Source organism: Bradyrhizobium ferriligni (assembly GCF_056837965.1).
The window spans coordinates 12,306-33,762 of record NZ_JBXEJO010000075.1 but is presented as its reverse complement, the minus strand read 5'-3'; the positions used below and the strand labels follow the sequence as shown (position 1 = coordinate 33,762).

At 65.7% G+C, this 21,457-nt stretch carries 21 protein-coding genes; 7 read left to right on the top strand and 14 right to left on the bottom strand.

What is annotated here, in order from left to right:
- Window positions 1–25: 25 nt before the first annotated feature.
- From AC1VNY_RS34035 to AC1VNY_RS34020, 4 genes are all read right to left on the bottom strand, one after another.
- Window positions 26–754, bottom strand: a complete 729-nt coding sequence (locus AC1VNY_RS34035) for an ABC transporter ATP-binding protein (RefSeq protein WP_028338711.1) — start codon at window positions 752–754, stop codon at window positions 26–28.
- Complete coding sequence (locus AC1VNY_RS34030; protein WP_482408456.1) at window positions 754–2,526, bottom strand: branched-chain amino acid ABC transporter ATP-binding protein/permease; 1,773 nt, start codon at window positions 2,524–2,526, stop codon at window positions 754–756. The genes AC1VNY_RS34035 and AC1VNY_RS34030 overlap by 1 nt, the downstream gene beginning before the upstream one ends.
- Window positions 2,523–3,398, bottom strand: a complete 876-nt coding sequence (locus AC1VNY_RS34025; RefSeq protein ID WP_028338713.1) for a branched-chain amino acid ABC transporter permease — start codon at window positions 3,396–3,398, stop codon at window positions 2,523–2,525. The genes AC1VNY_RS34030 and AC1VNY_RS34025 overlap by 4 nt, the downstream gene beginning before the upstream one ends.
- Window positions 3,399–3,473: 75 nt before the next feature.
- A complete protein-coding gene (locus tag AC1VNY_RS34020; protein WP_038373756.1) occupies window positions 3,474–4,619 on the bottom strand; it encodes an ABC transporter substrate-binding protein in 1,146 nt (381 codons plus the stop codon).
- 289 nt (window positions 4,620–4,908) lie between these two features.
- Here AC1VNY_RS34020 and AC1VNY_RS34015 point away from each other — a divergent pair, with 289 nt between their 5' ends.
- Window positions 4,909–5,904 (top strand): GntR family transcriptional regulator, encoded by a 996-nt coding sequence (locus tag AC1VNY_RS34015; RefSeq protein ID WP_482408455.1) that lies wholly within the window; start codon window positions 4,909–4,911, stop codon window positions 5,902–5,904.
- 25 nt (window positions 5,905–5,929) lie between these two features.
- Here the strand turns inward: AC1VNY_RS34015 and hpaR are convergent, their stop codons facing one another.
- Entirely contained in the window at window positions 5,930–6,463 is a 534-nt protein-coding gene (hpaR, locus tag AC1VNY_RS34010) for a homoprotocatechuate degradation operon regulator HpaR (protein ID WP_092083320.1), read from the bottom strand.
- A gap of 110 nt (window positions 6,464–6,573) precedes the next feature.
- Here hpaR and hpaH point away from each other — a divergent pair, with 110 nt between their 5' ends.
- The 6 genes from hpaH to AC1VNY_RS33980 all read left to right on the top strand — a co-directional run bounded on the left by hpaH (window position 6,574) and on the right by AC1VNY_RS33980 (window position 13,130).
- Window positions 6,574–7,380: a 2-oxo-hept-4-ene-1,7-dioate hydratase gene (hpaH, locus tag AC1VNY_RS34005; RefSeq protein ID WP_482408454.1), complete on the top strand. Its 807-nt coding sequence runs from the start codon at window positions 6,574–6,576 to the stop codon at window positions 7,378–7,380.
- A gap of 21 nt (window positions 7,381–7,401) precedes the next feature.
- Window positions 7,402–7,800, top strand: a complete 399-nt coding sequence (locus AC1VNY_RS34000) for a 5-carboxymethyl-2-hydroxymuconate Delta-isomerase (protein WP_157348156.1) — start codon at window positions 7,402–7,404, stop codon at window positions 7,798–7,800.
- Window positions 7,793–9,337, top strand: coding sequence for a 5-carboxymethyl-2-hydroxymuconate semialdehyde dehydrogenase (hpaE, locus tag AC1VNY_RS33995; protein WP_482408453.1), 1,545 nt, complete (start codon window positions 7,793–7,795; stop codon window positions 9,335–9,337). Before AC1VNY_RS34000 ends, hpaE begins: the two co-directional genes overlap by 8 nt.
- 107 nt (window positions 9,338–9,444) lie before the next feature.
- Window positions 9,445–10,428: a 3,4-dihydroxyphenylacetate 2,3-dioxygenase gene (hpaD, locus tag AC1VNY_RS33990; protein WP_482408452.1), complete on the top strand. Its 984-nt coding sequence runs from the start codon at window positions 9,445–9,447 to the stop codon at window positions 10,426–10,428.
- 175 nt (window positions 10,429–10,603) lie between these two features.
- The gene (locus AC1VNY_RS33985; RefSeq protein ID WP_482408451.1) at window positions 10,604–11,476 is read left to right on the top strand and encodes a fumarylacetoacetate hydrolase family protein; all 873 of its coding nucleotides are present in this window, start codon (window positions 10,604–10,606) and stop codon (window positions 11,474–11,476) included.
- Window positions 11,477–11,501: 25 nt separating this feature from the next.
- Window positions 11,502–13,130, top strand: a complete 1,629-nt coding sequence (locus tag AC1VNY_RS33980; protein WP_482408450.1) for a thiamine pyrophosphate-dependent enzyme — start codon at window positions 11,502–11,504, stop codon at window positions 13,128–13,130.
- Here the strand turns inward: AC1VNY_RS33980 and AC1VNY_RS33975 are convergent.
- From AC1VNY_RS33975 to AC1VNY_RS33935, 9 genes are all read right to left on the bottom strand, one after another.
- Window positions 13,127–14,341 carry an MFS transporter gene (locus tag AC1VNY_RS33975; RefSeq protein ID WP_482408449.1) on the bottom strand — a complete coding sequence of 405 codons (1,215 nt, stop codon included), beginning with the start codon at window positions 14,339–14,341 and terminating at the stop codon, window positions 13,127–13,129. The genes AC1VNY_RS33980 and AC1VNY_RS33975 overlap by 4 nt on opposite strands.
- 41 nt (window positions 14,342–14,382) lie before the next feature.
- A complete protein-coding gene (alkB, locus tag AC1VNY_RS33970) occupies window positions 14,383–15,036 on the bottom strand; it encodes a DNA oxidative demethylase AlkB (protein ID WP_482408448.1) in 654 nt (217 codons plus the stop codon).
- Window positions 15,037–15,049: 13 nt separating this feature from the next.
- Window positions 15,050–15,793: a 2OG-Fe(II) oxygenase gene (locus AC1VNY_RS33965; protein ID WP_482408447.1), complete on the bottom strand. Its 744-nt coding sequence runs from the start codon at window positions 15,791–15,793 to the stop codon at window positions 15,050–15,052.
- A 249-nt stretch (window positions 15,794–16,042) separates the two neighbouring features.
- Window positions 16,043–16,729, bottom strand: a complete 687-nt coding sequence (locus tag AC1VNY_RS33960; RefSeq protein WP_482408446.1) for a DUF2848 domain-containing protein — start codon at window positions 16,727–16,729, stop codon at window positions 16,043–16,045.
- The gene (locus AC1VNY_RS33955; protein ID WP_482408445.1) at window positions 16,722–18,071 is read right to left on the bottom strand and encodes an amidase; all 1,350 of its coding nucleotides are present in this window, start codon (window positions 18,069–18,071) and stop codon (window positions 16,722–16,724) included. The genes AC1VNY_RS33960 and AC1VNY_RS33955 overlap by 8 nt, the downstream gene beginning before the upstream one ends.
- 93 nt (window positions 18,072–18,164) lie before the next feature.
- Window positions 18,165–18,884, bottom strand: coding sequence for an ABC transporter ATP-binding protein (locus tag AC1VNY_RS33950; protein WP_482408444.1), 720 nt, complete (start codon window positions 18,882–18,884; stop codon window positions 18,165–18,167).
- Window positions 18,874–19,602 (bottom strand): ABC transporter ATP-binding protein, encoded by a 729-nt coding sequence (locus AC1VNY_RS33945; RefSeq protein ID WP_482408443.1) that lies wholly within the window; start codon window positions 19,600–19,602, stop codon window positions 18,874–18,876. The genes AC1VNY_RS33950 and AC1VNY_RS33945 overlap by 11 nt, the downstream gene beginning before the upstream one ends.
- On the bottom strand, window positions 19,592–20,512 hold the full coding sequence (locus AC1VNY_RS33940) for a branched-chain amino acid ABC transporter permease (RefSeq protein WP_482408442.1): 921 nt from the start codon (window positions 20,510–20,512) through the stop codon (window positions 19,592–19,594). The genes AC1VNY_RS33945 and AC1VNY_RS33940 overlap by 11 nt, the downstream gene beginning before the upstream one ends.
- Window positions 20,505–21,428, bottom strand: coding sequence for a branched-chain amino acid ABC transporter permease (locus AC1VNY_RS33935; protein WP_092083307.1), 924 nt, complete (start codon window positions 21,426–21,428; stop codon window positions 20,505–20,507). Before AC1VNY_RS33935 ends, AC1VNY_RS33940 begins: the two co-directional genes overlap by 8 nt.
- Window positions 21,429–21,457 lie beyond the last annotated feature (29 nt).

Below are 21,457 nucleotides of genomic sequence, written 5' to 3'. Positions count from 1 at the left end.
TCGCTCAGTAAAGCACGGGACGTTGTCAGGCGTGGGTCTTGGCGTGGCCGCCGAGATAGGCCGCGGCGATGGCTTCATTGCCCCACAATTCGTCGGGCTTGCCGCCCAGCACGATCCGTCCTGTTTCCAGGACGAAGCCGTGATCGGCGACCGAGAGTCCCATGCGCGCATTTTGCTCGACGAGCAAGACCGTGGTGTCCTTCCTGATCTGCGAAATAATGCGGAACACCGACTGCACGATGACGGGCGCCAGCCCGAGCGACGGTTCGTCGAGCAGAAGCAGCCGCGGCTTGGCCATCAGGCCGCGCGCCACCGCGACCATCTGCAGCTGGCCGCCGGAAAGCGTCCAGCCGAGCGCGTTGGAGAAGGCGCGGATGTCCGGGAACAGGTCGAACATCGCGTCGGCCTCGCGCGAGATCTGCGACGCCGACACCTTCCGGTTCGACGCGCCGAGCATGATGTTCTCTTTCACGGTGAGGCCCGGAAACACGCGGCGGCCTTCCGGCACATGCGAGATGCCGAGCCTGACGATCGCTTCCGGCCCGAGGCCGGCGATCGAGTGGCCGTCGAACATAATATCGCCGGAGGCGGGCTTGGCGAGGCCTGAGATCGCGCGCAACGTGGTCGACTTGCCGGCGCCGTTGGCGCCGAGCAGCGTGACCACCTGCCCCTGCTCCACGGCGATGGTGACGCCGCGCAGCGCCTCGATCTCGCCGTAGCGGACCACGAGATTGCGGATTTCGAGCAGCGGCATCATTCGCTCCCAAGATAGGCGGAGACGACGTCGGGATGGCGCAGCACCGCCATGGACTCGCCGTCCGCGATGCGGCGTCCGAAGTTCAGCACGGTGATGTGCTGGGCGGCTTCCGACACCAGCGTCATGTCGTGATCGATGATCAGGATGGTAAGGCCTTGCGCCGCGATGCGCTTCAGCAGCTCATGCAGTTCGAGCTTCTCGGTCGAGTTGAGACCGGCCGCCGGCTCGTCGAGCAGCAGCAGCGTCGGGTTCGACGCCAGCGCCCGCGCGATCTCGATCAGGCGCTGGTGGCCGTAGGAGAAGCTCGAGATCAATTCGTTGGCGCGGCTGCCGAGGCCGACGAAGGTCAGCGCCTCCATCGCGCGCTCGGTCAGCGCGTCCTCGCCTTTCCCGATCATGGTGTTGCCGGGGCGCTCGGCCCCGATCTCGACATTCTCCAGCGCGGTCATCGAACGGAACAGGCGGATGTTCTGGAAGGTGCGTCCGAGGCCGGCCGCCGTGCGCTGATGCGGCGCCATGTTGGTGATGTCGGTGCCGTCGAGCACGATCCTGCCCGCGGTCGCCTTGTAGAGCCCGGACAGCACGTTCAGCGTCGTGGTCTTGCCGGAGCCGTTGGGTCCGATCAGCGCATGCACGCTGCCGCGCTTCACCGCGATATCGACGCCGTCGACCGCCTTGAGGCCGCCGAAATGCTTCGAGAGCCCGGTCACTTCGAGCGCAATGTCGCCGCCTGACGTCGCCGGCTTGAGCTGCAGGGCTGCCGCGGCCGGCGGCGCCTTGGTGTGCGCACGCCAGCGCGTGAATGCGTCCGACACAAAACCCCAGATACCGTCGGGCATGAAGCGGATGATCAGGATCACGAACAGGCCGTAGATCGCCAGATAAAGTCCCGGCACGCTCTTCAGGAAGCGCAGCCATTCCGGGATCAGGATCAACAGGCCCGTGCCGATCACCGAGCCGATCGGCGAGGCCACGCCGCCGAGCAGCGACATGGTCAGGAACACGATCGATTCCGCGAACGAGAACTGGTCCGGGCTGACGTAGGCGAAGCCGCCGGCGAACAGGCCACCGGCCAGACCGCCGAGCAACGCGCACAGCCCGAAGGCGTAGATCTTGGTGCGGAACACGTCGATGCCGTTGACGCCGGCCGCAAGCTCGTTGTCGCGCACCGCGCGCATGGCGCGGCCGAGCTTGGTATCAGGGAGATGCCAGACCAGGTAACCGACGATCGCGAGCATCGCGACGCAGAAGGCCAGATAGCTCTGCGAGGACTGGAACAGCTCGGGCCGGCGAATATTGGCGACGCCGTCCGGCCCGTGGGTCACGCCGATGGCGTTGATCATCACCAGCGTCACGATCTGCTGGAACGAGATCGTCACCATCGCAAGGTAGTGTCCGCCCAGCCGCAGCGTCGACATGCCGAGGAAGGCGCCGGCAATCAATGTGATCGCGCAGGCGCCAACTAGGCAGAGCCAGAAGTTCAGATGCAGGTCGGCGGTGCCGAGGCCGACCGCATAGGCGCCGAAGCCGAAGAACGCGGCCTGCGCCAGGTTGATCTGGCCGCACAGACCGAGCACGACCGACAGCCCGAACACCGCGATCGAAAACGTCGTGGCCTGGAGCAGGATGTTGAGGATGTAACCGTCGAACCGCATGCCGGCGGCGAGCGCCACCAGCACCGCGGCGCCGATGAAATACGGCAGATGACGGATGATCAGCGGCTTCGAGCGCACGGCCGGCGCGGGGATCATGTTGTCGGTGGCGCTCATGCTTTCTCCGCGACACGTTCGCCGAAGATGCCCTGCGGCCGGAACACCAGGAAAGCGATCAGCACCAGGAAGGCAAAGCCGTCCTTGTACGGCACTGAAATATAGGCGGCGCCGAACGTCTCGATGACGCCGAGCGCCAGACCGCCGACGATAGCGCCTGCGACATCACCGAAGCCGCCGATGATGGTCGCTGCGAACGCCTTCAGCGCAATCGTCGAACCCATCTGGATCGAGACGAACAGCACCGGCGCCACCAGGATGCCGGCGAGACCGCCGAGCACCGCCGAATAGATGAAGGTGATCATGATCATGGTGGAAACGGAAATGCCGAGCAGCGAGGCCATCTCCTTGTCCTGCGAGGTCGCCTGCAGCTTCTTGCCGAGCAGCGTCTTCTCGAAGAACCAGAAATTGAACAGCACCAAGAGGATCGTGACGGCGATGATCAGAAGATACTGGCTGTCGAGATAGACCGGGCCGAGCTGAATGCCGGGCGTATCGAACCAGCCCTGCAGCACCTGCGGCTGCGGGCCATAGATCGCGAGCACCGAGTTCGACAGCAGGATCGAGGCGCCAATAGTGGCGATGATCACGGGCAGATAGGTGCGATTGCGCAGCGGATAATAGACGCCGAGATTGAAGATGACGCCGAACAACGCCATGCCGGCGAGCGCGATCAGGAACGACAGCCAGTAGGGCCAGCCGAGATCGACCGAGAACACCACCATCAGATAGGCGGCGACCATCGAGAACTCGCCTTGCGCGAAGTTCACCACGTTGGTGGCGCGGAAGATCAGCACGAAGCCGAGCGCGACCAGCGCGTAGACCGCGCCGATGCCGATGCCGGTAAAGAGCAGTTGAAGGACGAGATCCATGACGAGCGCTCGATCTGAGATTTGTATCGCGGACGAACGGCCTCTCCGAGATGGCCCGGAGAGGCCGAACCGCTATCAATCGTTGAAGTCGATATGCTTGTCGTAGACGATCTTGCCCTTGTCGTTCTTCACGACGTTGTAGCCGTGCAGACCGTCGCCGTTCTTGTCGAAATTGTATTCACCCTCGGCGCCGGCGAATTTCTGCGTCGCAAGGATGGCGTCGCGGATCTTGTTCGGATCGGTCGAGCCCGCCTTGTTGATCGCCGCCGACAGGATGGTGATCGCATCATAGGGCCAGGCGCTCTGGTTGTCGGGCGCGGTCTTGTAGGCATCGCGATAGGCCTTGCCGAACGCCTTCGCGGCATCGCTCGAATCCTCGGCGAAGTCGGCGACGCCGTAGGTGTTGAACAGCGCGGGACCGGCGAGCTTGGTCGAGGAGACCGCCACCACCGAGGGCGAGCCGACCCAGGGAATATTGACGCCGAGCTGACGCAGCTGCCGGGCAAAGATGCCGAGATCGTTCTCAAAGGTGAAGTAGGTGCCGAGCACGTCGGCGCCGGACTGCTTCACGGCCAGCACGACCGGCGTGAAGTCCTGGCTCTGGTTGGCATAGCCCTGGTCGAGCACCGGCGGCGCGCCGAGCTTGGTCAGCGCTTCGGTGAGCGCCTTGCCCCCCGCAGTGCCAAAGGCGTCGGTGGAATGCACGATCGCCCATTTCTTCTTGCCGAGCGTGTTGACGCCGAAGTCGGCGATCACGCGGCCGGAATAATTGTCGTTCGGACGGAAGCGGAACAGCCAGGGATTGCCGGAATGGGTGAGATCGGGATTGGTGCCGCCGATCATCACGGGCTTGCCGACCTTGATCACGTCGGGCGCCATCGCCTGCACCTGGGTCGAGCGGATCGAGCCGAGGAAGGCGACGATGTCGGATTGCGCGGCGAGCTTGGAGAATGCCAGCACGATGCCCGGATTGGTGGTCTGGTCGTCCTCGATGACCAGCTCGACCTGCTTGCCGAGCACACCGCCGGCCTTGTTGACCGCAGCCAGCGCCAGCTTGGCGCCGTTCTGGGCCCACAGCCCCTGCTCCGCCGCCGGTCCGGTCACCGGCACGCACATGCCGATCTTGATCGTCGCACCCTGCGCCCAAGCGCTGCGCATCAGCGCGGGTGCAGCGAGACCTGCCGCCAAGCCGGCGGAAAACTCACGCCTCGTCAGTTTCATTCAATCCTCCCTGTGGTGCGCCGAACTTGCATGTCGGCTGCGCTGAAACGAGCTGACGCGTCGATCTGCTGCCCTATCCGCAGCCATCGAACGGCGCGGCGAACAAACATCGGCACCGCTGCAGCGCACAAGACGTGCAACGGCGACCATCGATCTGGCGTTTGGCGTAGCTAACCATGATTGCACATTGCACGCAATAGCCAAAAGTTCGCTGGCAGCGGTGCGTAAATGCCTGCTACCAACGACCGTGGCGCGATCACGTGTTAGTGTGACCGGCGGGCAGTCATCGATGTCGATTCCAAGAGCGAAATCGCAGACCAGACGGAAGCAGCCGGCCTACGCGCTGATCAAGAGCGCATTGGCAAAGCACATCCGCGCCGGTGACGTGCCACCTGGCACGGTTCTTTCCGAATCCGCGATCGCGACCTTGTTCGGCTCCAGCCGCTCTCCGGTGCGGCAGGCTTTCGAACAGCTCGAGCATATCGGCCTGGTGCGCCGGTTCGACGGTCGCGGCGTCATCGCCGGCAAGCGCAAGGTCGACCCTCGGCGCGTCCCGATCACACCGGAAATGTTTGGGCTGACCGACGGCCCCGTCGACGCCGTGCGCAGCGACGCCTGGGATACTCTCTACTACAAGCTCGAACGTGAGATCATTTACCGGTCGCTGTTCGGACGCTTCCGCGTCAGCGAGCTCGCATTGGCGCGGCATTTCCGGGTGGGGCGCACGGTGGCGCGCAACCTGCTGTTACGTGCGCAGGCGATCGGCATCCTCGAGAAAGGCGCCAAGGCGCACTGGTACGTGGTGCCGTTGGACGAGGACCGCCTCCGCGACATCTTCGAGGTGCGCGCAACACTCGAGCCGCTGCTCCTCAAATCCGCGACGGCGACGATTCCTGCCGCCCTGCTCGACCGGATGGCGGAGCGGCTGCGCGAGGGAATCCAGCATCGCGACCGCGTCGGCGTCGGCGAACTCGATGAGATCGAAGGCGACCTCCATATCCGCTGCCTGGGTTACGGCGCCAATCGCGAGATGATCGAAGCCCTCAAGCGCACCCACTGCGCGTTCGTGATCGGCAAGCACATCCAGGTCGCCCTGACCGCGCCGCAGATCGATTCCTTCATGGACGAGCATCTGGTGATCATCGAGGCTTTGCGCACGCGGGACGGCGACGCCGCGGCAGCCATCTTACGCCGCCATATCGAATGGTCCCACTCGAAGGTCGCGGGCTGGATTGCCGAATTCCGCGCCATCAACGTGATTTCGCGCGTGCCCTACATGACCTGAGCGCGAATGCCGCGCATGATCGCAGCTACTCGTCAGCCTCGACCTCGGCGTCATCGGCCGAGCCCATTCCGGCCAGGCTCGCTTCGAGCGCGCCCAGCATCTCCTGCAATTCGGCAAGCTTGCGCGCCCCGAAGCGCCGGGTGATCTCGGCATAGATCGTCTCCGACGTCGGCGCCACCGCCTCGATCAGCTTCAACCCCTTGGCGGAGATCGAGACCACCGCGCGCCGCGCGTCGTTCTCAGCCGCCTTGCGCTCGATCAACGCGCGGCCCTCGAGATCGCGAAGGATTCGCGACAGGCTCGGGCCGAGCAGAAACGCCATGCGGGCGAGCTCGGTGACCTCGATCTCGTCGACCGCGGTGAGCGCGCGCAGGATCCGCCACTGCTGCTCGGTCAGCCCGTGATTGCGCAGCGACGGACGGAATTGCCGCATCACCGCCTCACGCGCGCGGAGCAGCGACATCGGCAGCGAGCGCGAGAACTCGCGCATCGGGGTCCGTCGCGCCGCCGCGTCGTCGCCCTGCCCCGGCCGAATGTCGTTCGAATTTTTGCGCGCCATTATCTAATCCTGCGCGACGAAATTTTGCGTTGCAACATGTCTCGATTCAGTTTGCGGGAATTCACTTAACATGTTAATCATCTCCCGACATCCACTTTTGTGTAGCACGCATGGCCCTCTCCAAGGACGATATCCGCGCTGCCGCCGAACGGCTCGACGGCGCGGAAAAGACCCGCAAGCAAATCCGCCAGCTCTCGCTGGAATACCCCCGCATCACCCTCGAAGACGCCTACGCGATTCAGAAGGCCTGGGTCGAGATGAAGGTGGCGCAGGGCCGCGTCGTCAAGGGCCACAAGATCGGCCTGACCTCGAAGGCGATGCAGAGCGCGCTCAATATCGACGAGCCCGATTCCGGAATCCTGCTCGACGAAATGTTCTTCGCCGATGGCGGCCTGGTGCCAAGCGACCGCTTCATCGCCACCCGTGTCGAGGCCGAGCTTGCCTTCGTGATGAAGCATCGTCTGGCCGGGCCGAACTGCACGCTGTTCGATGTGCTGAACGCCACCGATTTCGTGGTACCGGCGCTGGAGATCCTGGATACCAGGGTCGAGCGCGTCGATCCCGAGACCAAGGCGACGCGGAAGATCTTCGACACCATCGCCGACAACGCCGCCAATGCCGGTATCGTGCTCGGCGGCCGGCCGATCCGCCCGCTGGAAGCCGACCTGCGCTGGATCGGCGCGCTGTGCTTCCGAAATGGCCAGCTCGAGGAAACCGGTCTGGCCGCCGGCGTGTTGAATCATCCGGCGACCGCGGTGGCGTGGCTCGCCAACAAGATCGCGCCGAACGGACTGGCGCTCGAGGCCGGCCAGGTCGTGCTGGCGGGCTCCTTCATCCGTCCGATCGAGACCCGCAAGGGCGACACCATCCAGGCCGACTACGGACCGTACGGTTCCGTAAGCTGCTACTTCGCCTGACGCCTTCAGCAGGAGCGCTGCATGCCGCATTTCACGCTTGAATACTCCGCCAATCTCGACGATCTCGTCGACATGGGCGCGACGGTCGAACTGGTCCGTAAGGCCGCGGTCGAGACCGGCATCTTCCCGCTCGGCGGCATCCGCGTCCGCGCCGTCAGATGCGAGCATTATGCGATCGCCGACGGCCGCAAGAATTACGGCTTCCTCGACATGGTGCTGCGGCTCGGCGAAGGCCGCGATCTCGCCACCCGCAAGAAGGCCGGCGAGCACATCTTCAAGGCGCTGTCGGCCCATCTCGATCCGGTCTTCGCCAACAGCAAATTCGCGTTGTCGTTCGACATGCAGATCAACGACAAGGACACCAGCTGGAAGCGCAATAACATCCACGATGCACTGAAGGTGGAGACGGTCAATGGATAAAGCCGCCCCGAAATCGTCAGCCGACGTATTCCAGGCCAACCGCGATCGCGCCGGCCCGCTGCTTGCAAGCTTGAAAGCCGAAGGCATCGGCCATGTGATCGACGGCAAGATCGTGCCTGCGGCCTCCGGGCAGACTTTCGAGACGAAATCGCCGATCGACGGCACGGTGCTGGCGACGGTCGCGCGCGGCAATGCCGAGGATATCGACCGTGCCGCGACCGCTGCGTCCAAGGCCTTCAAGGCCTGGCGCGACATGCCGGCGGCGCAGCGCCGCAAGCTGCTGCATCGCGTCGCCGATGCGATCGAGGCGCGGGCTGACGACATCGCCGTGCTCGAATGCATCGACACCGGCCAGGCGCACCGCTTCATGGCCAAGGCCGCGATCCGCGCCGCGGAGAATTTCCGCTTCTTCGCTGACAAATGCGGCGAGGCCCGCGACGGCCTCAACACGCCCTCGGAAGAGCACTGGAACATCTCGACCCGCGTGCCGATCGGCCCGGTCGGCGTGATCACGCCGTGGAACACGCCGTTCATGCTCTCGACCTGGAAGATCGCGCCGGCGCTCGCCGCCGGCTGCACGGTGGTGCACAAGCCGGCGGAATGGTCGCCGGTGACCGCCGATCTGCTGGTCAAACTCGCAAAGCAGGCCGGCATCCCCGACGGCGTGCTCAACACCGTGCATGGTTTCGGCGAGGAGGCCGGCAAGGCGCTGACCGAACACCCCGCCATCAAGGCGATCGGCTTCGTCGGCGAAAGCGCGACGGGCTCGGCGATCATGGCGCAGGGTGCGCCGACCCTGAAGCGCGTACATTTCGAGCTCGGCGGCAAGAACCCGGTGATCGTGTTCGACGATGCCGATCTCGACCGCGCGCTCGATGCCGTCGTGTTCATGATCTACTCGCTCAATGGCGAGCGCTGCACGTCGTCGAGCCGGCTGCTGGTTCAGGAGAACGTCGCCGGCAAGTTCATCGAGAAACTGACCGCGCGCGTAAAGGCGCTGAAGGTGGGTCACCCCCTCGATCCCGCGACCGAGATCGGACCGTTGATCCATGAGCGGCATCTCGCCAAGGTCTGCAGCTATTTCGACGTCGCCAAGAACGACGGCGCGACGATCGCAGTCGGTGGCAAGCCGCATGACGGCCCCGGCGGCGGCCACTATGTGCAGCCGACGCTGGTCACCGGCGCGAACGCAAAAATGCGCGTCGCGCAGGAAGAGGTGTTCGGCCCATTCCTGACCGTGATCCCGTTCAAGGACGAGCGAGAGGCGATCGAGATCGCCAATGGCGTGCAATACGGCCTGACCGGCTATGTCTGGACCGGCGACATGGGCCGCGCGCTGCGCGTGGCAGATGCGCTGGAAGCCGGCATGATCTGGCTCAACTCCGAAAACGTCCGCCATCTACCGACCCCGTTCGGCGGCATGAAGTCGTCAGGCATCGGCCGCGACGGCGGCGACTACTCGTTCGATTTCTACATGGAAACCAAGCACGTCTCGCTCGCGCGTGGGACGCACAAGATTCAGAAACTGGGAATTTAGCCAGCCGTCGTTCCGGGGCGATGCGCAGCGTCGAACCCGGAACTTCGAGATTCCGGGTTCTCGCTTCGCGAGCCCCGGAATGACGATAAAATTGAGGGGAAACACCGATGCCCGTTCCGACGCATGTTTTCGATCCGCCGTTCAATATCATCCGCTGCAGCCATGCCGTGCTCGACGTCACGGATCTCGACAAGAGCGCCGCCTTCTACGAGAAGACGGTCGGCCTCCACATCGAGGACCGCGACGACAAGTCGGTGTATCTGCGCGCCAGCGAGGAGCACCAGCATCACTCGGTGGTGCTGCGCAAGGCAGCGAAGGCGGCCTGCAACCGGCTTGGCTTCAAGGTCGGCAACGACGGCGATCTCGACAAGGCGGCGGCCTTCTTCTCCGAAAACGGCATCACCTACGCTTTCGTCGACCAGCCGTTCCAGGGCCGCACGCTGCAATTCACCGATCCGTTCGGCTTCCAGATCGAGCTTTACGCCACGATGGACAAGCGCCCGCATCTGCTGCGGCGCTACGATCTCTACAAGGGCTGCCATCCGCAGCGGCTCGACCATTTCAACGTGTTCGCCGCCGAGGTGCAGGACACCGTCGATTTCTACGCCCGGCTCGGCTTCCGCCTCACCGAATATGCCGAGGAGGACGGCGACAACGGCCGCATCGCGGCGGCCTGGATGCACCGCAAGGGCAACGTCCACGACTTCGCAATCACCAACGGCCGTGGCCCGCGCCTGCACCACATCGCCTATTGGGTGCCGACCGCGATGAACATCGTGCATCTGTGCGACGTGATGGCTTCCTCCGGCTATCTCAAGAACATCGAGCGCGGCCCTGGCCGGCACGGCATCTCCAACGCCTTCTTCCTCTACATCCGCGACCCCGACGGCCACCGCATCGAGCTTTACACCAGCGACTATTTCACCGGCGATCACGACCATGAGCCGCTGCGCTGGTCGCTGCGCGATCCGCGCCGCCAGACGCTGTGGGGCGCGCCGGCGCCGCGCTCCTGGTTCGAGGAAGGCTCGACCTTCGCCGGCCAGGCGGTGCGCGAGCCGCGCTTCGTCGCCGACGTGCTGGTTGCGGACTAGTGCACAAGACTCCATCCCCTCGTCGTCCCGGCGAAAGCCGGGACCCATAACCACCGAATAGGTTGCCGAAAGAATGTCTGGCCGCGTACCCATTCCGATGGCCGCGGCGTATGGGTCCCGCCCCCCGTGCGCAACTGCGCACTAGGCCGGGACGACAGCAATGAATGGATCGCCGATGTCAGCCCCTCGCCTCGCCACCTATTCCGTCAACGGCGCCACCAGCTATGGCGCCGTCACCGACACCGGCATCGTCGACCTCTCGTCGCGCTTCGCCAACGACTATCCGACCTTGCGCGAGGCGATCGCCGCCGGCGCGCTGACTAGGCTCGTGGAGGATGCCGCGAGGCGCGCGCCCGACCATGCGCTCGACGCAGTCGCGTGGCAGCCGCCGATCCCGGCGCCGGAAAAGATCATCTGCATCGGCGTCAACTACCCGGACCGCAATGCCGAATACAAGGACGGCTCGGACGCGCCGAAATACCCCAGCATGTTCCTGCGGGTGCCGCGCTCCTTCGTCGGCCACAACACGCCGGTGGTGCGGCCGCGCATCTCGCCGCAGCTCGACTATGAGGGCGAACTGGTGCTGGTGATCGGCAAGGCCGGCCGGCACATTGCGGAGAGCGCCGCGCTCGATCACATCGCCGCGATCACGCTCTGCAATGAAGGCACTATCCGCGACTGGGTGCGCCACGCAAAGTTCAACGTCACCCAGGGCAAGAACTTCGATTCCACCGGCAGCCTCGGCCCGTGGATCGTGCCCTACACCGGTGAAGCGCAGATCGCCGATATTCGTCTGACCACGCGAGTCAACGGCGAGACCCGCCAGGACGACCGCACCTCGCGCTTGATCTTCGGCTTTCGCTACCTCATCAACTACATCTCGACCTTCACGACGCTGGTTCCCGGCGACATCATTGTCACGGGCACCCCGACCGGCGCAGGTGCGCGGTTCGATCCGCCGCGCTATCTGAAGCCCGGCGATGTCGTCGAGGTCGAGGCCGAAGGCGTCGGCATTCTGCGCAACAGCGTCGTCGACGAAGCCACCTAACCTCGCAAGCAAAGTGGACAGTGCCATGACCTCAACATCCGGCGGCGAAGCGATCGTCAACGGCCTCGTCGCCCACGGCGTCGACACTGTGTTCGGCCTGCCCGGCGCGCAGATCTATGGCCTGTTCGATGCCTTCCACCAGGCCCAGCTCAAGGTGATCGGCGCCCGGCATGAGCAGGCCTGCGGCTACATGGCGTTCGGCTACGCGCGCTCCAGCGGCAAGCCCGGCGTGTTCAGCGTGGTGCCCGGCCCCGGCGTGCTCAACGCCTCGGCGGCGCTGCTCACCGCATTCGGCTGCAACGAGCCGGTGCTGTGCCTGACCGGTCAGGTGCCGACGCAGTTCCTGGGCAAGGGCCGCGGCCATCTGCACGAGATGCCGGATCAGCTGGCGACGCTGCGCACCTTCGTGAAATGGGCCGACCGGATCGAATACCCTGATAACGCGCCCGCGCTGGTGTCGCGCGCGTTCCAGGAGATGCTGTCGGGCCGGCGCGGCCCGGCCTCGCTGGAGATGCCGTGGGATGTGTTCACCCAGCGCGCGCAGGTCGCAGCCGTCAAGCCGTTCGATCCGTTGCCGGCGCCGCAGCCCGATCCGGACCGCATCAAGGCCGCCGCCGACCTGATCGCCGGCAGCAAGGCGCCGATGATCTTCGTCGGCAGCGGCGCCATCGAGGCGCGCGAGGAGATCCTCGAACTGGCCGAGATGATCGACGCGCCGGTCGTCGCATTCCGCAGCGGCCGCGGCATCGTCTCCAACGCGCATGAACTCGGGCTCACCATGGCTTCGGCCTACAAGCTCTGGCCGAAGACCGATCTGATGATCGGCATCGGTACGCGCCTCGAGCTGCCGACGATGTCGCGCTGGCCCTACCAGCCGGCCGGACTGAAATGCGTGCGCATCGACATCGATCCGGTCGAGCTGCGGCGCTGGCCGGCCGATGCCGGCGTGATCGCGGACGCCAGGGCCGGCACCGCCGATCTCGTCGCCGCCGTGCGCAAGGTGGGCTACCGCAAGACTTCCGGCCGTCGCGCCGCGATCCGCGAGGCGACCGCGGCTACCGAGCAGGAAATCCAGCGCATCCAGCCCCAGATGGCCTATCTGAAGATCCTGCGCGAGGTGCTGCCAGCCAACGCCATCGTCACCGACGAGCTGTCGCAGGTCGGTTTCGCCTCCTGGTACGGCTTTCCGATCTATGAGCCGCGAACCTTCGTCACCTCGGGCTATCAGGGCACGCTCGGCTCGGGTTTCCCGACCGCGCTCGGCGCCAAGGTCGCCAACCCGGACAAGCCGGTGGTCGCGATATCAGGCGACGGCGGCTTCATGTTCGGCGTGCAGGAGCTCGCCACCGCCGTGCAGTTCAAGATCGGCGTGGTGACGCTCGTCTTCAACAACAACGCCTATGGCAATGTCCGCCGCGACCAGCGCGAGCGCTTCGACGGCCGCGTCGTCGCCTCCGACCTGGTGAATCCGGATTTCGTGAAGCTTGCAGAATCCTTCGGCGTCGGCGCCGCGCGCGTCACCTCGCCCGATCACTTCCGCCCCGTGCTGGAGAAGGCGCTGGCCGACGGCGGGCCTTACGTGATCTCGGTAGAAGTCCCGACGGATTCGGAAGTCAGCCCTTGGGCGTTCATCCACCCGGCGCGGAACAGCTAGGCGGCTTTCGCGCCGCGTTGCAGCTGTGACGCGGCGATCACGAGCAGGCCGGCGCCGGCGACCGACCAGCAGGCGACCGGCGCCCAGTGCACCAGCGGCGCATAGTCCGGCATCTTCTGCAGGCCGCCGGCGACGGCCGCCATCCGCGCAAAGGTCGCGAGCGCCAGCGCTGAGAAGACGAGGCCGGTGACCTTGCCTTCCGCGCCGGTCTCCCCGATCGCAAGCGCCGCGGACACCGCGCTCATCAGCATGCAGCCCCAGGCCGCGCCTGCCATGAACTGCGCCACGATCAGGCCATTGAGGCTTCCGGCGATCTCCGCGGCCACGATCGCGAATGCGCCAAGCAGCCCCGCCATGCCCATCACGATCAGGCCGCCGCGACGCTTGACGACAATGCTCGCCGGGAACATCGCAATGTTGAAGCCGATCCAGAACACCGGCATCAGCCATTGCAGCTCGTCCGCCTTGGCAAAGCGCAAATAGAACGGGGCGCTGTTGATGTTGAAGTGCAGCTGATAGCCGAGCGAGAGCAGCACCATCGATCCGATCAGGAACATCGGCACCGCCCCGAGCCGCTTGGCCGGGGGCGCCAGCTGCGCCGGCTGCGCCTCCGCCGCGATGCGACGCTCGATCCCCGAGAAGGCCAGTGCGGTCAGCAGCAGCACGACGCCTGACAGCACGAACGGCAGCCGCGCATCCTGGTTGCGCAGCACGACGCCAAGATAGGGCGAGACCGCGCCCGCGATGCCATAACCCAGCATCGCCAGCGCCGCGAGGAACGGGACCGAGGGTTGCGCGCGATACTTGCCGAGCAGCGTGAGCGGCGGCGCACGCAAGGCCGACGACGTCGCGGCCCAGATCACGATCAACACGATCAGCCAGACCTTCGCCCCCGGTCCGGTGCCGGCGACGTAAGGCAGCGCGATGAAGGCGGCGCAGGAGATCGCGGCAAGGATACCGACGAACAAGCCAAGGCGACCGACCAGGCTCGAAATCCTGTCGGCGGCCATGCCCATCGCCGTGTCGGTGATGGCGAAGATGCCCTGATCCATCATCAGGATCAGAATCACGGTCGCCGGCGCGATGCCGACATCGGCGCACAGCTTCGGCAGATAGATCAGATAGGTGGTCCAGCCCAGCGTGAACACGAGCTGCAGCACGGCGAGATAGACGCCGGTGCGGTTGACGGCGCGGTCGGCCTTGGTGGTCATGCGCCAAGTCTAGACCACCGGCCCGATTTGCGGGAGGGGAGTCAGCGCACCTTGCGGAAGGTCAAATTGATGCGCTGGCGGCCGAGCACACTGTGCTCGCCGTCGGCGAGCGGTGCGACGCCGTGATAGAATAACCGTGACCGGCCGCCCCACACCGCGACGTCGCCATGCTCGAGTCGATAGCGGCGCGGCGTATCGCTGCGCTTCAGGCCGCCGAACAGGAAGATCGCCGGCAGCCCGAGCGAGATCGACACGATCGGTGCGCGGTAGTCGAGCTCGTCCTTGTCCTGATGCAGCGACAGTTTTGCGCCGGGGACGTAGCGATTGATCAGGCAAGCCTGCGGCGCGAAGCCGTTGAAGCCGGCCTCCTCAGCGGCGCCGGCGGCGAGCCTGCGCAACACCTCCGGCATTTCAGGCCAGGGCTGTCCCGAGTCGGGATCGATCGGATCATAGCGATAGCCGCTGGGATCGGAGACCCAGCCGAGGTTGCCGCAATTGGTCATCGCCACCGACATGCGGTGGCCGCCAGGCGTGATCAGATGCCGGAACGGTGCCTGCTTGACGATGACGCGCAATGCCGGGATCAGCTCGGCCTCGAACGGCCGGACAAAGCCGCGCAGTAGCACCGCGCCATCCGCGATCGTCTCGCGCGACGGCCGTGCATCGCCAATTGTCTCGAACAGGTCAGCGGCCACGCCTCTCTCGCACTCACTTCGCGTCGTGGAAGATCACACCAACGGTGTGGCGGTGGCCGGAGCGAATCCGGCTGACGCCGTGGCGCAGGTTGACACGATACGGTCCGCGCGTCCCCTGCACCGGGCGATGATGCACGGCAAAGGCCACCGCATCGCCCTTGGTCAGCGGCACCATCTCGGGCCGCGACTGCATCCGCGGCCGCTGCTCGGTCAGCACGAACTCGCCGCCGCTGAAATCGCGCCCCGGCTGCGACAGCAGGATCGCGACCTGGATCGGAAACACGTGCTCGCCATAGAGGTCCTGGTGCAGGCAGTTGTAGTCGCCTTCGCCATATTGCAGCAGCAGCGGCGTCGGCCGCGTCTGTCCGGCGTCGTGGCAGCGCTTCAGGAACGCCGCATGCGACGGCGGGTAGCTGATCTCGATCCCCATCGTCTCGTTCCAGCGATTGGCTGTCGCGGTCAGCCGCGCATAGAGCGCGGGCCGCAGCTCCGCAATCAGGTCCGGCAGCGGATAGGAGAAGTATTTGTACTCGCCGCGGCCGAAGCCGTGACGGCCCATCACGATCCGGCTGCGGAACCGGCTGTCGTCGGGATACAGCGCTGCGATGGCATCGCATTCCTCAGGCGTCAGCAGACCGTTGAGGACGGCGCAGCCCTGCTCGTCGAGATCGGTCGCGATCCGGTCCCAATCGAGCGCGTCGACGCGGGCCGGAATGCCGGTGGATGGACGGGTGATGGCTTTGGCTGTTGCTGTCATGGGACGGAATCTGGCCACTGATTGCGGCCCGCGCCACCCGATTTCTGACAGAAAATGTCGGCGAACAGCGTCCCAATTCCGCTGTCGTCCCTGCGAAAGCAGGGACCCATAACCACAGGTGCTGGTTGTTCGAAAGCCGGCTGGCCGCGTGCCCTTTACGAAGGCCGCGGCGTATGGGTCCCTGCTTTCGCAGGGACGACGCGAGGAGAGATCTCGGTCGGCCCTGACGCAACGGCGCGCGGTGAAAGGTCACCCCCTCACCGGCAGCGTCACCACATCGTAGCCGTGGCTGATCTTCCGCTTCAGCACCGGATCCTCCAGCTCGAACTCGAAGCGGCTGGCGGGGCGGATGCCGCCCTTGGCGGCGAAGGTGCCGCCGAACATGGCGCAGCCGTCGGGCAGCGCGCCCTGGTCGAAGCCGCGCGCGATCAGGTCCTTCACCGGCAGCATGTGATCCAGCGTGCCTTCCTGGTAGAGCACGCGCTGGCCGCCGATCACCGCCCAGGAGCGCAGGACCAGCTGGTCCCAGTGATCAATCACATCCTCGAGTTCCCACAGCTCCGACGCCATCGGTTTGTCGCACATCTGCTTCGACACCGTGACGCTGTAGCTCTCGACCTTGCGGTCGGTGTGGTCGGAGCCGCAGCCGACGAAGATGCGGCCCTGCCAGCCGATCAGCACGAACTCGACCTCGCCGCTCGAATCCTCGCCGCAGACCTCGATGGCATCGGCGAAGGTGAGCCGGCGCGCCGAGCAGCGGTAGTAGATCGGCGTGGTCGCGGGCCGTGCGATGCCGAGCGCTTCGAGCTCGGCGATATGCTTGTCGCGCGCCACCGGATCGCGGCCGGTCCAGCCGGCTATCACGGCCTGCCTGATTTCCAGTGTGAGCGGGGTGGCGACGCCCTTGTCGTCGACATTGAAGGTGAGATCAAACACGGATCACGGTCTCCATTCCGGCAGCGAGCTCGAAAATGCGCCGATCCGAACCGCCCGCGGCGGCGAGCATCAGTCCGACCGGCGCCTCGCCCTCGCGATGCGCGGGCAGCGAGATCGCGCAGCCGTCGAGCACATTGATCAGCGTGCAGTTGCGTAGCGCGCGCAAATTCTCGGTGGCGAACGCCTTGTCGTCGGCGAGGCTAGCGATCGTTGGCGGCAGGTTCGCCGTGGTCGGCAGCACCATCGCATCATAGGGCGCGATCCGCTTCTCGGTGCGGGCGATGAAGGAGCGGCGCGCGTTGAGCAGATCGATATAGTCGGCCGCCGGAAAGCCTTCGCCGCGCTGGATGCGCACGGCGACGCGCGGATCGTAGATGTCGCCCTTGCTGGCCAGCAGGAAGCGGTGCCAGGCATAGCTTTCGGCGGCGGCAAAGCCGCCCTTGGCGTTCATGACGCCGACATCGAGCAATTCGGGCACCTCGATCCGCTCGATCAAGGCGCCTGCGCGCGACAACGAAGCGAGCGCGCGCTCGAAGGTCTTTGCGACGGCATCATCGAGGTCGTCGAGCGCGACCGTGGTCGGCACCGCGAGCCGCATGCCCTTCACCGGGCGCGGCGTGAGCGACGTCACCGGCTGGTCGGCGAGCACCGCGTCGAGCGCGGCGCAGCAGGCCACCGAATTGGCCAGCGGGCCGTAGCTATCGAGCGTGAACGACAACGGCACGCCGCCATCGAGCGGAATCCGGCGTTGCGTCGGCTTGTAGCCGACGATGCCGTTGAAGGCCGCCGGAATCCGGCAGGAGCCGCCGGTGTCGGTGCCGAGCGCGCCGAACGCCATGCCGTCGGCGATCGAGACCGCCGCCCCCGAGGACGAGCCGCCCGGCACGTGGCCGACGCTCCGGTTCCAGGCGCTCTTCGGCGTGCCGTAATGCGGATTGATGCCGATGCCGGAATAGGCGAACTCGGTCATGTTGGTGCGGCCGATCACGACGAAGCCGGCGCGCTTGAGCCGCGCTACCACCGGCGCATCGGCCTCCGCCGGCGCCGAATCCTCCAGCGCCCGGGAGCCGGCGCGGGTCACCTGCCCCTTGATGTCGAACAAATCCTTGATCGAGACCGGGATGCCGGCAAAGGGCGACGGCGCCGCATTGGCCTTGCGCAGCCGGTCCATGGCGTCGGCGGCCTCCAGCGCGGCGTCGCGGTCGACATGGATAAAGGTGCGCTGGCCCTCGCCCGAGGGATCAGCGATTTTGGCGATGCACTGCTCGACGAGCTTGCGGGCAGAGGTCGCGCCGCTGGCGAGATCGGCGGCAAGGGAGGCGAGTGTCGGATTCTTGGGCATGGCTTTCACTTCACGGCTTGCACTTCATGGCTTGCACTGATTGTTGCGCGAACCGGGGCGGATTTCCAGTGTGCGCCAGCCCCCGACCTCGCATCACTTCAATCCGAAGTACGCACGGTGTAGCTCTTCATTGCCGCTCATCTCGGCAACCGTGCCGGAGAAGCGGATCCGCCCGCCTTCCAGCACGAATACGCGGGTGGCAATCTCAAGAAAACCGATATTTTGCTCGGCGATCAAGAGCGCCAGCCCGCGGCCCTGCAGGCTCGACAGGGCGCGCAGCACCTCCTTGACGAACAGCGGCGACAGCCCGGCCGAGGGCTCATCCATCACCAGCAGCTTCGGCTCGGCCGACAATGCCTTGGCGATGCCGAGCATCTTGCGCTGACCGCCGGACAGGCTGGACGCGGGATCGCGGCGCTTGTCGCGCAGCACCGGGAACAGGCCGTACAGTTCGTCAACCCGCGCGCTCGGGTTGGCATGGCCGAGCGCCTGCGCGCCGACGCGGATGTTCTCCTCGATCGACAGGTCGGGAAACACCGCAAGCTCCGACATGTAGGTCATGCCGCGCTTCATCCGGTCCGACGAGCGCATCCTGGTGATGTCCTCGCCGCCGAGCTTGATGTGGCCGCTGCGGGCTTCGATCAGGCCCACCAGCGACTTCAGGAACGTGGTCTTGCCCGCGCCGTTGGCGCCGAGCAGCAGCACGGTCTCGCCGGGGCGGACGTCGAGATCGACGCCCCACAACACCTGCATGGTGCCGTAGCCGGCATCGACGCCCCTCGTGTCCAGAAGCGGCATCGCATCAGTGGGCATGCTCGCCTCCCAAAAACACCTCGATCACCTGCGGCTCGCGCACCGCGGTCGCGAGCGTGCCCTCGAAGATCTCCTTGCCCGCATTGAGCACGATGACGCGGTCGGTGATCTGCTCGATGAAGCCCATCAGATGCTCGACCACGATGATCGCCATGCCGGTCGCGGCCAAGACCTTGATGCGGCCGGCGATCCAGTCGAGCTCCGCCGGGTTGAGGCCGGCCGCGAGCTCGTCGAGCAGCAACAGCCGCGGCCGCGTGGCGAGCGCACGGGTCAGATCGAGCATCTTCTGCTGCGCGCTGTTGAGATCGGCGGCCGGACGGTCGGCAACCTCCTTCAGCCTGAAATCCTCGAGCAGTTCGGCGATCGACGGCGCACCGGTCGCGCCGCCATAGGCCAGCGCAACCTGGATGTTCTCGCGCACCGTGAGCGACAGGAACGGCTTCGGAACCTGGAAGGTGCGGTTGATGCCGCGGTGAACGAGCTTGTGCGAGGCGACGCCGCCGGCGGTCGCACCGTCGAACACGACCTCACCGCCGTCCGGCGCATAGAGACCGGAGATCACGTTGATCGCCGTGGTCTTGCCGGAGCCGTTCGGACCGACGAGGCCGAGGATCTCGCCGGGCACGACGTGAAAGCTGAGGCCGTCGAGCGCGTGGAAGCCGCCGAAGCGCTTCACCAGCTTCGAGACCTTGAGGATCGGGGTTTTCTCAGGGGACATGCCACCCCCTGCGGGTTGCCAGCGACACCAGTCCAGAGGGCAGGAACAGCACCAGGCCCATGATCAGGAGACCATAGATCAGCTGGAAGTATTGCGGCGTGGTGAAGCCGATCAGATTGTAGATGCCGTAGAGGATCAGCACGCCGACGATCGGTCCGGTGATGGTGGCGACGCCGCCGAACAGCGCGAACACGATCGCGAAGATGCTGAACTCGCCGGAGAACACGTTGTCCGGATAGAACACCGAGACGTACCAAGCGTAGATGCCACCGGCGAGGCCCGCGACCAGCGCCGAGGCGAGCCAGGCAATCACCCGCATCTTCACGATATTGACGCCGGCCATCGAGGCCGACACCGCGTCCTCGCGCACGGCCTGCAGCGCCAGCCCGAACGGCGAGTTCCTCAGATAGACCACCGCACCGACGGTCAGCGCCATCACGACGACGGCGGCATAGTAGGCGTGGGTCGGGTTGAAGGTGCCGGTAAGCGACACGCCGTACGGCCCCTTGGTGATGCCTTCCAGCGCCGGGTTGGCGACGAAGTGCAGCACCGCAAGCGAGGCCGCGAGGTTGGCGATCGCGAAATACGCGCCCGACAGCCGCAGCAGCGGCGTCAGCAACAGGCCGAGCGCAACCGCCACGACGCCGCCGACCAGCACGGCGAGCGGTGCGGGCGTCTGCAGATGCATCACCATGATGGCGAAGCCATAGGCGCCGGCGCCGAAGAAGCCGACATAGCCGAACGGCAGATAGCCGGTGAAGCCATAGATGATGTTCACGCCCTGCGCGAGGATCAGGAAGATCACGAAGTTGAACAGCAGCAGATGGTTTTGATAGACACCGGGCAGCAGTGCGAACACCACGACCAGCGGCGCCAGGATGAACAGCAGGTGCTTCGAGGCATTATGCAACGCGCACCCGCCTTCCGAGCAGACCGCTCGGGCGCAACAACAGGATCACGATCAACAACACATAGGGCAGCAAGTCGGCCCAGGAACTGAGATAGGTCTGCACCAGCATGTAGCACAGGCCGTAGACGACACCGCCGAGCGCGGTGCCGAGCGGATTGCCGAGCGAGCCCAGCACGACGATCGCAAACGACGTCACGGTCGCGTCGGCGCCGAACGCCGGCGTCACCGAGCCGAACATGAAGGGCGCGAACACGCCGGCGACCGCCGCGATGCCAAGCCCGATGCCGAACGCCGCCGCCGAGACGCGGTCGACATCGATGCCCGTCGCCAGCGCCTCGTCGCGGCGTGACATCACCGCACGGGTCAGGGTACCGAGCCTTGTGTGGTAGAGATAGAGGTAGACCAGCGCGATCGCGATCAGGCTGGTGATGGCCGCGATCACCCAGGGCGCGGGAAAGCCCTGGCCGAAGATCTGGATCGGCCCTGCTCCGCCGGCCTTGCCGCCGAACCACTTCACCTTGATGGTCGTGAACACGGTGCCGAGCAGACGGCTCTGGATCGAGCGCTCGCTGGTGCCAGCGAAGATCGTGGTGACGGCTTCGATCACCTGCGACAGGCCGAAGAACAGGATGATCGACAGCATTTCCGGATTGGCCGAGCCCTGCAGCCGCGGCACCAGCACCCAGTACAGCAGCACGCCGACCAGCACGAACACCACGAAGGCCAGCGGCACCGCGAACAGCGGGTCGACGCCGGCGATGCCGACCACGCCGAGCGCGATGAAGGCGCCGAGCATCAGGATGTCGCCATGCGCAAGGTTGACGATGCGCATGACGCCGAACACGAGATTGAGACCGATGCCGACCAGGCTGAAATACAGCCCGAACAGCACGCCGGCAACGAGCGCATAGGTCATGCTACCGCTCGCCGCCGAAGGTTACGCCT

Excerpts from the sequence above, each read along its gene's own strand:
- AC1VNY_RS33980 (WP_482408450.1), top strand. The coding sequence starts at position 11,502 with ATGACCTCAACATCCGGCGGCGAAGCGATCGTCAACGGCCTCGTCGCC.
- hpaD (WP_482408452.1), top strand. The coding sequence starts at position 9,445 with ATGCCCGTTCCGACGCATGTTTTCGATCCGCCGTTCAATATCATCCGC.
- AC1VNY_RS34000 (WP_157348156.1), top strand. The coding sequence starts at position 7,402 with ATGCCGCATTTCACGCTTGAATACTCCGCCAATCTCGACGATCTCGTC.
- AC1VNY_RS34035 (WP_028338711.1), bottom strand. The coding sequence starts at position 754 with ATGCCGCTGCTCGAAATCCGCAATCTCGTGGTCCGCTACGGCGAGATC.
- hpaE (WP_482408453.1), top strand. The coding sequence starts at position 7,793 with ATGGATAAAGCCGCCCCGAAATCGTCAGCCGACGTATTCCAGGCCAAC.
- hpaR (WP_092083320.1), bottom strand. The coding sequence starts at position 6,463 with ATGGCGCGCAAAAATTCGAACGACATTCGGCCGGGGCAGGGCGACGAC.
- AC1VNY_RS33965 (WP_482408447.1), bottom strand. The coding sequence starts at position 15,793 with ATGACAGCAACAGCCAAAGCCATCACCCGTCCATCCACCGGCATTCCG.
- AC1VNY_RS33950 (WP_482408444.1), bottom strand. The coding sequence starts at position 18,884 with ATGCCCACTGATGCGATGCCGCTTCTGGACACGAGGGGCGTCGATGCC.
- AC1VNY_RS34015 (WP_482408455.1), top strand. The coding sequence starts at position 4,909 with ATGTCGATTCCAAGAGCGAAATCGCAGACCAGACGGAAGCAGCCGGCC.
- AC1VNY_RS34025 (WP_028338713.1), bottom strand. The coding sequence starts at position 3,398 with ATGGATCTCGTCCTTCAACTGCTCTTTACCGGCATCGGCATCGGCGCG.
- hpaH (WP_482408454.1), top strand. The coding sequence starts at position 6,574 with ATGGCCCTCTCCAAGGACGATATCCGCGCTGCCGCCGAACGGCTCGAC.
- AC1VNY_RS34030 (WP_482408456.1), bottom strand. The coding sequence starts at position 2,526 with ATGAGCGCCACCGACAACATGATCCCCGCGCCGGCCGTGCGCTCGAAG.
- AC1VNY_RS33955 (WP_482408445.1), bottom strand. The coding sequence starts at position 18,071 with ATGCCCAAGAATCCGACACTCGCCTCCCTTGCCGCCGATCTCGCCAGC.
- AC1VNY_RS33935 (WP_092083307.1), bottom strand. The coding sequence starts at position 21,428 with ATGACCTATGCGCTCGTTGCCGGCGTGCTGTTCGGGCTGTATTTCAGC.
- AC1VNY_RS34020 (WP_038373756.1), bottom strand. The coding sequence starts at position 4,619 with ATGAAACTGACGAGGCGTGAGTTTTCCGCCGGCTTGGCGGCAGGTCTC.
- AC1VNY_RS33945 (WP_482408443.1), bottom strand. The coding sequence starts at position 19,602 with ATGTCCCCTGAGAAAACCCCGATCCTCAAGGTCTCGAAGCTGGTGAAG.
- AC1VNY_RS33985 (WP_482408451.1), top strand. The coding sequence starts at position 10,604 with ATGTCAGCCCCTCGCCTCGCCACCTATTCCGTCAACGGCGCCACCAGC.
- AC1VNY_RS33975 (WP_482408449.1), bottom strand. The coding sequence starts at position 14,341 with ATGACCACCAAGGCCGACCGCGCCGTCAACCGCACCGGCGTCTATCTC.